This is a genomic window from Streptomyces sp. UG1, from assembly GCF_049974585.1.
Lineage (GTDB): Bacteria > Actinomycetota > Actinomycetes > Streptomycetales > Streptomycetaceae > Streptomyces.
The window spans coordinates 23,834-37,460 of sequence record NZ_JBNGGG010000019.1 but is presented as its reverse complement, the minus strand read 5'-3'; the positions used below and the strand labels follow the sequence as shown (position 1 = coordinate 37,460).

Here is a 13,627-nt window from a genome sequence, read left to right as displayed (position 1 = left end):
CCTCACGCCATCTGCCGGCGCACCAGCTCGTGCAGCCGCCCGTTCACATCGGCGAGCAGCTGCGCGGGCGGGCCCTGCTGGGCGACCTTGCCGTCCTCCATCACGATCACGCGGTCGGCGTCCAGCACGGTGGACAGGCGGTGCGCGATGACGACGCGGGTGGCGTTGAGCGCCTTGGTGGACTCGATGACCGTGCGCTGGGTCTCGTTGTCGAGGGCGCTGGTCGCCTCGTCGAAGAAGAGGATGCGCGGCCGACGGATCAGCGCCTGGGCGATCATCAGGCGCTGGCGCTGTCCGCCGGAGACCGCGCCGCTGCCCGAGACGATGGTGTGCAGGCCCATCGGCATCCGTTTGATGTCCTCGGCGAGCCCCGCCATCTCGGCCGCCGCCATCGCCTCCTCCGGCGTGTACGGCTCCGTACCGCAGATGACGTCCAGAATGGAGCCGGTGAACGGCTGGGCGTGCTGGAGCACGACCCCGCACTGCCGCCGCACGGCCGACTGGTCGAGCGCCGCGAGGTCCTGGCCGTCGTAGAGCACACTGCCCGAGACCGGCTTGTCGAAGCCGATCAGCAGCCTGAGCAGCGTCGACTTGCCGCAGCCGCTGGGGCCGACGATCGCCACGAACTCGCCCGGCCGGACGTCGAAGGACACGTCGTCGAGGACCAGGGGACCGTCGTCGGAGTACCGGAAGGACAGACGGCGCGCCTCGATCGATCCCGTCAGCGGGCCCGGTCGGGTGCTCGCCGTGCGCACCTCGGGCGTGCCGTCAAGCACCGGCTTGATCTGCTCGAACAGCGGCAGCGCGGCCACCGCCGACACGAACGAGCCCGTGAGTTGGGTGACCGAGGTCAGCAGCATCGTCACCGAGGTGTTGAAGGTGAGGAACGCCGCCGCCGACATCGACCCGCGCGCCGGGCCCGCAAGCAGCATGAACATCAGCAGCGTGCACAGCGGCAGATAGACCGCGCCCATCACCGTGGTGAGGTTCTTGATCCGCCCCACCTTCTGCTGGAGCTCACGGCTGCGCGCGAACTGCGAAGCCCAGGCCGCGTACGCGTAGTTCTCCGCCGCCGCGACCCGCAGCTTCGGCAGCCCGCGCAGCGTCTGGAACGCCTGGTTGTTGAGCTTGTTGCTCAGCACCACGAGCCGCCGCTGCCAGCGCACCTGCCACAGCCCGAGCCCCAGGAACACCGAGGCGATGACGACGAGCATGCCGATCGCCGCCATCGCCATCGGCACGCTGTACCAGAACAGCAGGGCCAGGTTCATCGCGCCGACGGTCACCGACGAGGCGACCACGGGGCCGACTCCGGCCATCAGACGGCGGATCGCGCTGATGCCCATGGCCTGGCTCGCCAGCTCGCCGGTCGAGCGCTCGGTGAAGAACTTCGTCGGCAGCCGCAGCAGCCGGTCCCACAGGGCCGGCTGGAGCGTCGCCTCGATACGGCCCTCCAGGCGCAGGATCGTGAGGTTCTGCAGCAGCATGAAGGCCGCGGCCACGATGCTGCTGATCATCACGGCCAGACAGAACTGCACGATCAGCCCGCTCTGGGCCTTCGGCACGAACTCACCGAGCACCTTGCCGGTGGCGATCGGCACCAGCGCCCCGATCGCCACCGTCACCAGTCCGCTGACCAGGAGGTTCGTCAGGTCGCCGCCCGTGCCCCGCATGCTGAACCGCAGCAGCCGCAGCGGGCTCAACGCGCGGTCGGGCAGCGGACGGTAGAACATCACCGCACGCGGCTCGAACTCCTCCGCGTTGGCCTTCTCGATCGGCGTCTCACGCCCGGTCGACGGATGGACGGCGACATAACCGCCGCGCCGCCACAGCAGCGCCACCGGCGCACCGGACAGCGCCCGGTGGCCGACCAGCGGTCCGACGTTGTCCCGCCACCACCGTCCGTCAAGGCGTACGGCCCGGGTGCGCACCCGCGAGGCGATGGCGACCCGCTCGACCGGGTCCAGCCGGTCGCTCTCGGTGCCGCTCTGCGCGGGCTCGGACAGCGTGATCCCGGCCGCGTGGGCGACCAGCTTGCAGGCGGCGTAGCTCGCGTCCGCGTCGGCCGCGGTCGTGCGCTTGTCGCCGCGCTTGCCGATGGATGCCAGCAGCGTCCGATCGGCCTGCGCGCGCACCGCCTCGCCGGCCTTGATGCCCTCGGCGGTGCGCGTCTCGTGGGTGCGCTCCAGTTGCTCGATCCAGCGGTCGAGCGTGGTCAGCAGGCGGTACTGCTGGTCGACCATGGACTGCCAGACCGCCGGGTCCATCAGCAGGTCGGCCGCCGCCTCCGCGCCGTACAGGGAGCCGTACTGCACACTGCCCGGCGGCACCTGCATCCAGAACACGTCGTCGTCCGTCACTTCGGCCGCCCGCTCGGTGGCCATCGGCGCCTGGAAGAGGATGGAGAGACTGCGTCCGACGCCCAGGGCGAGGGCGTACTCCAGGGGGCTCGTCGTCGGGGGGACGTACTGCGGGTTGCCGTACTCGTCGTACGACCACGTCTGGGTCTGGGCCGGCTGGTACAGCTCGCGCAGCCCGATGCGGTGCACGACGCAGTCCCTGAGCGGGCGCGCCACCAGCGTGTGCTGCGGTCCGGCGACCGGTCCGAGCAGCAGCGAGCCGGCCTCCAGACGGCCGAGGTGGTGCCAGTGGCCCTGCTGTCCGGCGTCGACCGCGAACAGGTCGACCGCGCCGGACGCGACCAGCCACAGCACCTGCGGGCCTTCGAGGTCCAGGCGGTTGAATCCGGCGCAGTCGATGCGCGCGCCCATCTGCCCGAGCGCGCCCAGGACGAGGTCACCCTCATGGACGGAGGTCATCTCACCGCTCCTTGACCAGGGCCGCGTACGCGCCGCCGCGCGCCACCAACTCCTCGTGCCGCCCGCGTTCGACGATCGTGCCGTGCTGGAGTACGACGATCTCGTCGCTGTCGCGCACGGTGCTGAGCCGGTGCGCGATCACCACGCACGCGCAGCCGCGCTTGCGCAGGTTGTCCATCACGACCAGCTCGGTCTCGGCGTCCAACGCGCTCGTCACCTCGTCGAGGACCAGGATGCTGGGGCGGCGCACCAGCGCCCGGGCGATCTCCAGGCGCTGGCGCTGCCCGCCGGAGAAGTTGCGGCCGTCCTGCTCGACCCTGCTGTGGATGCCGCCCGGGCGGCGCATGACCACGTCGTACAGTGCCGCGTCGCGCAGCGCGTCCACCACCGCGTCGTCCGGGATCGACGGGTCCCACAGGGCCACGTTGTCGCGGACGGTGCCCTCGAAGAGGAACACCTCCTGGTCCACGAAGGAGACCGAGGCCGCGAGGGCGCCGCGCGGGATGTCCTCGATGCGCTGGTCGTCGATGCGGATGACGCCCTCCCACGGGGCGTACAGACCCGAGATCAGCCGGGAGACGGTGGACTTGCCGCTGCCCGAGCCGCCGACCAGGGCGACTTGCTGACCCGGGCCGACCGTCAGGTCGAAGCCCGACAGCAGGGGCTTGTCGAGCGGGCTGTAGCCGAAGGTGATGTTCTGCAGCTCGACGTGGCCATGCAGCCGGCGGGTGGACTCGCCGGCGCCGGGGCGGCCGTAGAGCGGGTCCGCCTCGAAGTTCTCCACGTCCTTCAGGCGTGCCACGTCGGCGGCGAAGTCCTGGATGCGGCCCGCGACCCCGTTCAGCCGGGTGATCGGGGCGGTGAAGCGGGTGACCAGGGCCTGGAAGGCGACCAGCAGGCCGACGGATATGCCGCCCTCGATCGCGCGCATGCCGCCGATCCAGAGGATGAGCGCGCTGTTGAGGGTGGCGAGGGTGGGCGCCACCACGCCCAGCCAGGCGCTCGGCACACCGAGGCGCTGCTGCTCCTCCAGGGTCGTGGCGTGCTGCCCGGCCCACTTGCGGAAGTAGCCGTCCTCGCCGCCGGTCGCCTTCATCGTCTCGATCAGTTGGAGACCGGTGTAGGCGGTGTTGGTGAGCCGGGCGTTGTCCGCGCGCAGCTTCGCGGTGCGGGTGGCGCGCAGTCGGATGACGACCCGCATCGCGACGACGTTCAGCAGGGCGACGCCGATGCCGACGAACGTGAGCTGCGGGTCGTAGGTGTAGAGCAGGAGCGCGTAGAGGACGACGACCACCGCGTCCACGCCCGCCGCCGCGAGGTCGCGGGCCAGGGTCTCGGCGACGGCGTCGTTCGACTGGAGCCGCTGCACCAGGTCGGCCGGGCTGCGCTGGGAGAAGAACGTCACCGGCAGCCGCAGCAGATGGCGCAGGAAGCGGGCGCTGGACAGGGTCGAGGAGATGATGCGGCCGCGCAGCAGGTTCGCCTGTTGCAGCCAGGTCAGTACGACGGTGAGCGCGACGCACGTCCCCATCGAGGCGAACAGCACGCTCAGCAGGGAGGTCTGGCCGCCGATGAGGAACATGTCGATGTAGGTGCGGCTCAGCGCGGGCACCGCCGCGCCGACCACCACCAGCAGCAGGCTCGCCAGGACGGCCGCGGGCATCGTGCCGGCGGTGCCGCGCAGCCGGGCCGGCATCGCGCCCAGGATGCCCGGTTTGCGGCCGCCCTTGGAGAAGTCCTCGCCGGGCTCCATCACCAGGACGACGCCGGTGAAGCTGCCGTCGAAGTCCTCCATGGGCACAAAACGGCGGCCCTTGGCGGGGTCGTTGATGTAGACGCCGCGGCGGCCGAAGCGGCGGCCCATGCCGTCGTAGACGACGTAGTGGTTGAACTCCCAGAACAGGATGGCCGGCGTCTTGACCTCGGCGAGGGCGGCCGTGTCCATCTGCATGCCCTTGGCCGTCAGGCCGTAGGAGCGGGCCGCCTTCAGCAGGTTGCTGGCGCGCGAGCCGTCGCGGGAGACGCCGCATGCGATGCGCAGCTCCTCCAGCGGGACATGGCGGCCGTAGTGGCCGAGCACCATCGCCAGGGAGGCGGCGCCGCACTCCACGGCCTCCATCTGGAGCACGGTGGGTGTGCGCACGGTCTTCACCCGGCCCTTGGGCACGGGGCGCTTCGGCGGGGCGGCGCGGCGCCGGCTGCGGGTCTGCTGTGCGGCGCTCACGGCAGCAGCCAGTCGACGGGACGCTCGTCGGCCAGGCGGATCGAGCCCGAGGCCAGGGTCATGGAGGTGAGGCCGAAGGGCGGTCCGTCCGCGGACGACCACTTGTAGCCGCTCTTCGTGCTCGACGTGCGGTCCAGCTTCACCAGTACGGCGACCGGCCGGCCGTCCTTGGTGAACTGCTCGCCGAGCTGGTTGTCGCCGAGGAACGCGGCGATCTGCCGGGCCGACTGCGCGGCGCGGTCCACCGACTTCACATGGCCGCGCAGCACCCCGTACTCCTGGGTGGGCACGGAGGAGACGGTCAGGTCCACGGGGGCCTTGTCGGGGATGGAGGCCGCGTTCTCGGCGGGGACGTACACCGTGGCGTAGAGCGGATCCCTGGCGCCGGCGACCTTCTCGACGGCGGCGACGTTCGCGCCGGTGGAGATGATCTGCCCGATGGTGGCGGCCAGCGCGGTGACCCGGCCCGCGGCGACCGTGCGCACGACCGTCTCGCCGTCGGCGGTACGGACCTTCAGCACGGGCGACTTGGCGGGGAGCCGCTGGCCCTCCTCGGCGACGACCGCGGTGACCTGGCCGGCGACCGGGCTCTGGAGGATGTAGCTGCCCTGGCCGTGGGTGAGGATGGCGGGCGCGCTGACGGTGGAGGCGACCGAGCCGGTCACCGCCCACACGGACGCGGCGGCCATGACCACCAGGGTCACGGAGAGGACCAGCCAGCCCTGGGGACGGGCGAAGCGCACCGGGAGGTCGAGCTCCTCCGGTGACTGGAGCTTGGCGAGGGCCTGTTGGCGGAACTGCACGGAACTTTCCCTCACCTGAGGATGAGTTTTCGGGCACCCGAGAGCCCCGGAACCGGGGAATGGCTCCGGGACTCAGCGGTTACAAAAGGTGCGATCAGAGACCGGCGACCAGGTTGGTGACCGGGGCGGTCTGCAGGCCGGTGACACCCTCCACGGTGCCGACGACCGTGTCGACCAGGCCGGAGACCGGGGCGATGCCGTTGACAGCGTCCAGGGCACCGTTCACGGCGTTGACCTGCAGGCCGCCGGAGACGTTGTCGAGCTCGGCGTCGGAGATCTCGACGGTCTCAACCTGGGGGGTGGAGTTCATGATGGAACTTCCCTTCCTAATGGATATCTCACAAGGGGGAGCGGCCCCCTCTGGGGACAGATGACGGCCGCGACCGCAGGCGCCTGGCGCCCGTTTCCGGAAAGCCGTTGGCGGCCCCGCGATGCGTTGGATGAAAGCACGCTGCGGGCGCGTGCTTCCAATCAAACATCCGTCTCACCAGGGCACTTGGGCCTCAGGGGCCTCGATCCGTGCAGACGCGGGCACGTCTTGTCGGCGACTTCTTCACATGCGTCACAGCATCGGCCCGGACGGGCTGTTGCATCCGCCCGGGAGTGCTCGAACCTTCGTGGCGGCGAATCCGACACACCCGGCCCAATGACGTAACCGGCGGTAGGGGCTTGTGCAGAACCCTGGTCCACGGTGACTTCGTTGAGTATTGAATGTGCGGATTCGTTGAAGCTCGGATTCCGCTCGGTGTTCTCGACCGACCGTTACTGATCGGTAGCAGATCGTGTCAGCCCAATAGCGCGTAGACCGTGCTCGCCCGGGCCGCGATGTCCGACGAACTCTCCTCCGTCATGGAGACGTCGGCGAACGCCATACGGCGGCCCAGCTTGGTGACGACCGCTTCGATCAGGACATCCGAACCGATCACCGCCCGCTGGAACGACGTCGACTGCTGGACCGTCGTCATCGGTCCGTACGCCCCGCGCGCCGCCGACACGGCGATCACGGTGGCGGTGTCGGCGGCGGCCATCAGCGCCTGCCCGGACAGCGCGCCGCCCTCCCGGGCCAGCTCCTGTGACCAGGGCATGCGCAGAACGGCGCGGTGGTCCTCCACCGCCTCGACCGTCAGACCCAGGGCGAGGACCCAGGGGGCGAAGTTGGCGGAGAGGATCTTGTCGGCTTCAGCGGTGGTCATCGTCATATGGGGGATTGTTCCCGCACTCGGGCCCTCGGACGCGGTGCCTGGCCGAATAGGCGTCCCGACTCCGGCGCCCGTAAACGGAATTGAACGCACCACCGGACCCGTGCGTACCCATGGCCAACCAGGCGCCCCGAAGAGCTGCCGCAGATACGGCGGCACAGACCCCGTCCCCCCCAGGAGGTCGAGAAGTTTGAGTCACAAGCGAATTCCGAAGCGCAAGGCCGCGATAGCCGCGGGCAGCGTGGTGGCGCTCGGAGCGGCCGCGATCCTGTTGCCGAACGCCAACGCGTCGCAGGACGGCGCGTCGGACGACGCCGCCGCCCCCAAGACCCTGAAGGCGGCGGACGCCTCGGATCTCGCCTCGCAGCTCTCGGGACTGCTCGGCGACGCCTTCGCCGGTTCGTACTACGACGCCGAGAGCCGGCAGCTCGTCGTCAACGTCATCCCCGGCGACAACAACAACGTGGTCGTCCAGGCGAAGAAGGCCGGCGCGAAGGTCCGCGAGGTCGAGAACAGCCTCGCCGAGCTTGAGTCCGGCGCGCAGACCCTGAAGTCCGAGGCGACCATCCCCGGTACGTCCTGGGCGGTCGACCCCAGAACGAACAAGATCCTCGTCACCGCCGACTCCACCGTCACCGGCGACAACTGGGACCGGCTCGAGTCGACCGTCGACAGCCTCGGCTCCGGCATGGCGACCATCAAGAAGTCGGCCGGCACCTTCAAGACCTTCCTCTCCGGCGGCGACGCCATCTTCGCCGGCGGCTCACGCTGCTCCGCGGGCTTCAACGTCACCGCGGGCGACGGCACCCCCGCCTTCCTGACCGCCGGTCACTGCGGCGTCGCGGCCGAGCAGTGGTCGGACGCCGAGGGCGGCCAGCCGATCGCCACCGTCGACCAGGCCACCTTCCCCGGCGACGGCGACTTCGCGCTGGTCAAGTACGACGACCCGGCTACCGAGGCGCCCAGCGAGGTCAACCTCGGCAACCAGACCGTCGCGATCAGCCAGGCCGCGGAAGCCGAGGTCGGCCTCCAGGTCTTCCGGATGGGCAGCACCACCGGGCTGAGCGACGGCCAGGTCCTCGGGCTCGACGCCACCGTGAACTACCCGGAGGGCACGGTCACCGGGCTCATCCAGACCAACGTCTGTGCCGAGCCCGGCGACAGCGGCGGCTCCCTGTTCACCCAGGACGGCCAGGCCATCGGCCTGACCTCCGGCGGCAGCGGCGACTGCACCGTCGGCGGCGAGACCTTCTTCCAGCCGGTGACCACCGCCCTGGAGGCGGTCGGCGCGACCCTCGGCGACGCCGCGGGCGGCGGCGCGGGCGCCGGTGGCGAGGGCGGCGCCGGCGACGAAGCGGGCGCGGGCGACGACGGTGCCGGTGAGGGAGCCGACGCGGGCGAAGAGGCCGGTGCCGGTGAGGAAGCCGGCGCCGGTGAAGAGGCCGGCGCCGGTCAGGGAGTCGGCAACGGCAACGCCGACGGCACGGGCAACGGCCTCGGCGAGATCGTCGGCAACGGCGTCGGGAACTGACACCCGGAATCCGACACACGGAAACCGACACACGGAACCGCCTGATCCATAAGGACACACGCGGATCCGAGTGACGGGTGACCCGGACGAGAACGTGGTCCGGCCCTCCGGCGGGAGGGCCGGACCGCTCCGTCTCCCGGGCCGTCAGCCACGCGCCCGCAACAACAGCGCTGTCAGCCACGCGCCCGCAACAACAGCAACGCCACGTCGTCGACCCGCTCCCGCCCCGCCCCGCCGTGCCGCACGAGCAGGTCGGCCAGCTCGTCCAGGGGCCGCTCCCCGGCATCCTCCAGCAGCCGCCCGAGCTCGGCGAGCGCGTCCTCGATGTCGACGCCGGGAGACTCGATCAGACCGTCGGTGTACAGCACGAGCACACAGCCGGGCGTGAGATCGACCTGTGCCGTCGGGTAGGCGGGCGTGCCGTCGATGCCCAGCAGCGGGCCGCCCGCGAGGTCCAGCACCCGCACCCGCCCGTCCGGCCGTCTCAGCAGCGGCGGCGGATGCCCGGCCCGGGCCATCACCGCCCGGCCGTGCTCCGGGTCCAGGGACAGATACACACAACTGGCGAACAGGTCGGAGCCCAGGTCGATCAGCAGCCGGTTGGTGCTGCGCATGACCTCCTGCGGCGCCTGGCCCACCGTCGTGTACGCCCGTACCGCGGTGCGGATCTGTCCCATCAGCCCGGCCGCGGTGACGTTGTGGCCCTGCACGTCCCCGATCACCGCCGCCGCCAGGCCGTGGTCCGTCGGCACCAGGTCGTAGAAGTCGCCGCCGATCTCCATGCCCTGCGTGGCCGGCAGATAGCGCGCGGCCGCCTCGATGCCGGTCAGTGTCGGCAGCGTGTGGGGCAGCAGCGCGGCCTGCAGCCCGTGCGCCAACTGGTGCTTGGCGTCGTAGAGCTGGGCGCGCTCCAGGGCCTGTGCGATGAGCCCGCCCAGGCTGGTCAGGACCGCGCGTTCGTCCGCCGGGAAGGGATGCGGCTCGGTGTAGGCGAGCACACAGGTGCCCACCGGCCGGCCGGAGGCGATCAGCGGCAGATACGCCCAGGCCGCGAAGGAGTCGGAGGCGGCGTCCCGCGCCGGATACAGCCGCTCCAGTTCCTGCCGGGAGCCGAAGAACGCCGGCACCCCGGTGCTCAGGACCTGTCCGCCCGGGGTCCGCTCGGCCAGCGGCAGCCCGTCGAACCGCTCCACGCTGTGCGGGTCCGGAAAACCGCGGTGGCCGAGCACATGCAGCCGGCCCGACCGCGAGCCCAGGACGACCAGCGCCTGACTGCCGACGGCCGGGACGATCTCGTCCGCGACGAGCTGCACCACGTCCTGCACGCCCGCCGCCTCGGTCAGCGCACCGGCCAGGCTCAGCACCTGCGAGATGGTCACCAGCCGGGCCGGCGCGTCACCCGGCTGCGGCACCCGGCGCCCCATCTCCGCCACCGCGCGGGCCCTGCTGATGCGCACGGTCAGCCCGGTCGTACTCGGATACATGCGAAACGACAGCCAGTCGCCGGGCGGGCGCAGCGCCACGAACGACGTGGTCTGCTGGCTCAGCAGCGCGGCCCGGTAGCGGTCCTCGTAGACGGGGTCGTTGAGCCAGGGCACCGCCGCCCAGAGCTGGTTGCCCAGCAGCCGGCTGACGGGGACCCCGATCAGCTCGGCCGCCGCCGGGTTGGCGAAGCTGATCCGGCCGTGCAGATCGAGCGAGCACAGCCCGTACGGCAGCCGCTGCACCATGCGCGCCGCCTCCACCGTGCCGAACACGCCGGCCGCGCCGGCAAACGCCGGACCGGCCAGCAGATCCGGCTCCGGCAGCGGCGGACGGCTCGCCTCGATGGCCCGCTCCAGCCGCACCGCGAGCCGCCGGCAGGCCGCGGTCAGATGGTCCCGGTCCCGGGCCGACAGCTCCGGCGGGTGCGAGCCGGGCCAGGTCACGAAGATCGCGCCGTAGGCCGTGGTCTCGGTGGCCACCGGCAGCGCGGCCAGCGCGAACGGATACGGCAGCACGACCGCGATCCGCGGATACCGCACCGCCATGTCCTCCTCGCCCCCGACCCACACCAGCCGCCGCTCGCGCACCGCCTCCGCGACCGGCACCGGCGCGCTCAGCCCGACCCGCTCCCACGGCGCCGCGAACGCCCTGGGCAGCCCCGCCATGACCGCCATCTCCAGCACCGGCTCGTCGGCCGCCAGCAGATACACGCCGCCGGAGTGCGCGTGCACCTCCTCCATCATCGAGGCCAGCGCCAGCGACAGCAGCGGCCGGCCGACCCGCGTCCTCGCGGCCGCCGGCGCCTGGGCGGACGTCTGCCCGTCGGACACGCCGACCACCTCCTCCGCAGGAGCCGCGCGACGGGTCCCCAGGGCACAAATCTCCCTCTTCGCGGCCCGCCGCGCACGGCGAGCGGCACCGAGCCCCCCCAAGGGCCGGCGGTCGCGTGTTCGACGCCTTTCGAGCATCCGCCGCCCAGGCCCCTTCACAGAACGCGCCCAGGGGCTGCGCAGGTGACTCATAAGCGCTGTAATGGCGGACGTGGTCACAGAGGGCGCCGCGGGACGCAGGACGAGGAGACTGCGTGCCGAGGTGGCCCTGAAGGCGTTTGCCGTCGCCCCGGACACGCCCGAGCGGCTGCGGCGCGTCCTCGAGCAGGCGCTCGTCTTCGGCGGGGCGTCGCTGGCCGCCGTGTACACGCCGAGCGAGGACGGCGAGCTGCTCTGCCTGGTCGAGTCCGTCGGCGTGCCCCGCACCCTGTACGGACTGCGCGACGGCTACGCCCCGACCGGAGGGTCCCCGCTCGCCGACGCCCACCGCGGCGGCCGTCCCGTGTGGCTCGGACCGGAGCAGCTCGCCGACCGCGCGGAGTCACGGCGGGTGCCGTCGCGGGACTTCTCCCTCGCCGTCCTGCCCGCCCACGGCGACGCCGGCAGCGGCTGTCTGCTGGCCGTGAGTGAGCGCCCCGGCGGCTTCGACGCCGAGGACCGCGCGTGCCTGGAGCTGATCGCCGAGGCCGTCGCCCTGCCCGCGCCGACCACGGCCGCCGAAGCGGGCGAGCTGCAGGCCAACGCCTTCAGCCTCGCCATGGACACCGGCCGCGTCGAGGTCGGCGACACCATCCTGGACCTCTTCGGCCTCGGCCCGGACGAGTTCGACGGCAAGGTCGAGACCCTGCTCGGACTGACCGTCCCCGAGGACCTGCCGTCGCTGATGTCCGTCGTCGAGGCCGACCACATGTCCATCGGCGACCGCGAGTTGGAGTTCCGGGTCCTGCAGCCCGCCGGCCCGCCCAGGTGGCTGAGGCTGCGCGGCCGTCTCCTGCCCGGCGGCGAGGGCCGCCCGGCCCGTCTCGTCGGCACCGTCGCCGACGCCTCCACCCTGCGAGCCGAGGTCACCGACGTGGCCCGCGTCCAGCGCCTCGCCGCCGCCCTCGCCACCGCCGGCACCGTCCGCGACGTCAGCCACGCCGTCGTCACCGCCCTGCGCAAGCCGCTGCGCGCCGACCGCATCGCGCTGGCCGAGCTGGAGCACGACCGCCTCGTCGTCACCGTCCTCGACCCGCCCGAACCCGAGTCCTGGCCGGAGCTGTGGCGCCTGGAGTGGCGTACCGAGTGGCCGGACGCCCCCGTGCGGGCCATGCCCACCCTCGCCGCCGCGCTGCGCGAGGGCCGCGCCCGGATCTGGCCCGCCGGCACCCCGCTGGAACCCGCCCTCGCCGACGTCGGTCCGGGCGGCCTCGCCGTGCTGCCGCTGCCCGCCGGGGGCCGCATGGCCGGCGCCTGTCTGATCGGCTGGGATGACCCCCACCGGTTCGGCGCCGACGAGCGTGCCCTGCTCACCGCCTCCGCCGGCCTCGCCGGACAGGCCCTGCTGCGCGCCCACGCCTTCGACGCCGAGCACGAACTCGTCGGCATGCTCCAGCGCCAGTTGCTGCCGCGCCGGCTGCCCCGGCTGCCCGGCGCGGAGGCCGTCGCCCGCTATCTGCCGACCACGGCCGGCCTGGAGGTCGGCGGCGACTGGTACGACGTGATCCCGCTGCCCGACAACCACGTCGCCCTCGTCATCGGCGACGTCCAGGGCCACAGCGCGGCCGCCGCCACCCTCATGGGCCAGATGCGCACCGCGCTGCGCGCCTACGCCGCCGAAGGACACCCCCCGGACGTGGTGGTCCACCACGCCAACCGGCTCCTGATGGACATGGAGACCGACCTCTTCGCCACCTGCTGCTACGTCGACGTCGACCTGGAGGAGGGCTCAGCCTGGTACGTCCGCGCCGGCCACCTCCCGCCCGTACTGCGCCACCCGGACGGCCGGACCGAGATCACCGAGGCCGAGGGCGGCCCGCCGCTCGGGGTGCTGCGGCAGGCCGACTTCCCGATGAGCCCGCTCGGGCTGGCACCCGGCACCGTCGTCGCCCTCACCACGGACGGCCTCGTCGAGTCCGCCGAGGACGACATCGACACCGGCATGGACCGGCTCGCCCACCAGCTCGCCGGCTCCGACCCCGCCCACCTCGGCCTCGTCGCCGACACCCTGCTGGTGGGGGCACGCCGCAACGACGACATCGCGCTGCTCCTGCTGCGCTACGACGGCATGGCCGTACGGCCGCTGCGCGACACCTGGACGGTCTGGCGCGTCCCGGAGGCCGTCGGCCACGCCCGCCGCTTCACCCGCCGCACCCTGCGCGCCTGGCGGCTGGCGCCGCAGGACCTGGACGCCGCACTGCTCGTCGTCTCCGAACTGGTCACCAACGCCCTCGTGCACACCGACGGCCGGGTCCGCCTCGACCTCACCCTCGTCCACGACCGGCTGCGCGTCGCGGTCGCCGACGCCTCGCCGCGCACCCCCGTCAAGCCGACGAGCGTGAGCTGGGAGGCCACCGGAGGGCGCGGGATCCTGCTGGTCGAGGCCATGTCGGTGGAGTGGGGCACGGTGCCGGTCAGTGGCGGAAAACAGGTGTGGAGCGAGATCGCCCTGGGCGTGTGAAGACCGGCTCCGGTGAACGCACGACGGCACGGCGGTGACGAACCGGCCAACCCCTCCAGCCTCAAAACGGCCGAATC

The 13,627-nt window shown here is 72.2% G+C and carries 8 protein-coding genes; 2 read left to right on the top strand and 6 right to left on the bottom strand.

Features of this window, described 5'->3' with window-relative positions:
• Window positions 1-2: 2 nt before the first annotated feature.
• From ACP4J3_RS21770 to ACP4J3_RS21750, 5 genes are all read right to left on the bottom strand, one after another.
• Window positions 3-2,819: an NHLP bacteriocin export ABC transporter permease/ATPase subunit gene (locus ACP4J3_RS21770; RefSeq protein ID WP_426536896.1), complete on the bottom strand. Its 2,817-nt coding sequence runs from the start codon at window positions 2,817-2,819 to the stop codon at window positions 3-5.
• Window position 2,820: 1 nt separating this feature from the next.
• The gene (locus tag ACP4J3_RS21765; protein WP_426536894.1) at window positions 2,821-5,043 is read right to left on the bottom strand and encodes an NHLP family bacteriocin export ABC transporter peptidase/permease/ATPase subunit; all 2,223 of its coding nucleotides are present in this window, start codon (window positions 5,041-5,043) and stop codon (window positions 2,821-2,823) included.
• Window positions 5,040-5,846 carry an HlyD family efflux transporter periplasmic adaptor subunit gene (locus ACP4J3_RS21760; protein ID WP_426536892.1) on the bottom strand — a complete coding sequence of 269 codons (807 nt, stop codon included), beginning with the start codon at window positions 5,844-5,846 and terminating at the stop codon, window positions 5,040-5,042. The genes ACP4J3_RS21765 and ACP4J3_RS21760 overlap by 4 nt, the downstream gene beginning before the upstream one ends.
• A gap of 94 nt (window positions 5,847-5,940) precedes the next feature.
• Window positions 5,941-6,156: a type A2 lantipeptide gene (locus ACP4J3_RS21755; protein WP_194049189.1), complete on the bottom strand. Its 216-nt coding sequence runs from the start codon at window positions 6,154-6,156 to the stop codon at window positions 5,941-5,943.
• A gap of 475 nt (window positions 6,157-6,631) precedes the next feature.
• Complete coding sequence (locus ACP4J3_RS21750; RefSeq protein WP_426536889.1) at window positions 6,632-7,045, bottom strand: PaaI family thioesterase; 414 nt, start codon at window positions 7,043-7,045, stop codon at window positions 6,632-6,634.
• Between the two features lie 190 nt (window positions 7,046-7,235).
• Between ACP4J3_RS21750 and ACP4J3_RS21745 the strand changes: the two genes are divergently transcribed.
• On the top strand, window positions 7,236-8,576 hold the full coding sequence (locus ACP4J3_RS21745) for a S1 family peptidase (protein WP_426536887.1): 1,341 nt from the start codon (window positions 7,236-7,238) through the stop codon (window positions 8,574-8,576).
• Window positions 8,577-8,749: 173 nt separating this feature from the next.
• On the opposite strand, the gene ACP4J3_RS21740 is transcribed toward ACP4J3_RS21745, so the two are convergent.
• Window positions 8,750-10,900 (bottom strand): SpoIIE family protein phosphatase, encoded by a 2,151-nt coding sequence (locus ACP4J3_RS21740; RefSeq protein ID WP_426536885.1) that lies wholly within the window; start codon window positions 10,898-10,900, stop codon window positions 8,750-8,752.
• A gap of 193 nt (window positions 10,901-11,093) precedes the next feature.
• Here ACP4J3_RS21740 and ACP4J3_RS21735 point away from each other — a divergent pair, with 193 nt between their 5' ends.
• The gene (locus ACP4J3_RS21735) at window positions 11,094-13,550 is read left to right on the top strand and encodes a SpoIIE family protein phosphatase (protein WP_426536883.1); all 2,457 of its coding nucleotides are present in this window, start codon (window positions 11,094-11,096) and stop codon (window positions 13,548-13,550) included.
• Window positions 13,551-13,627: the final 77 nt, after the last annotated feature.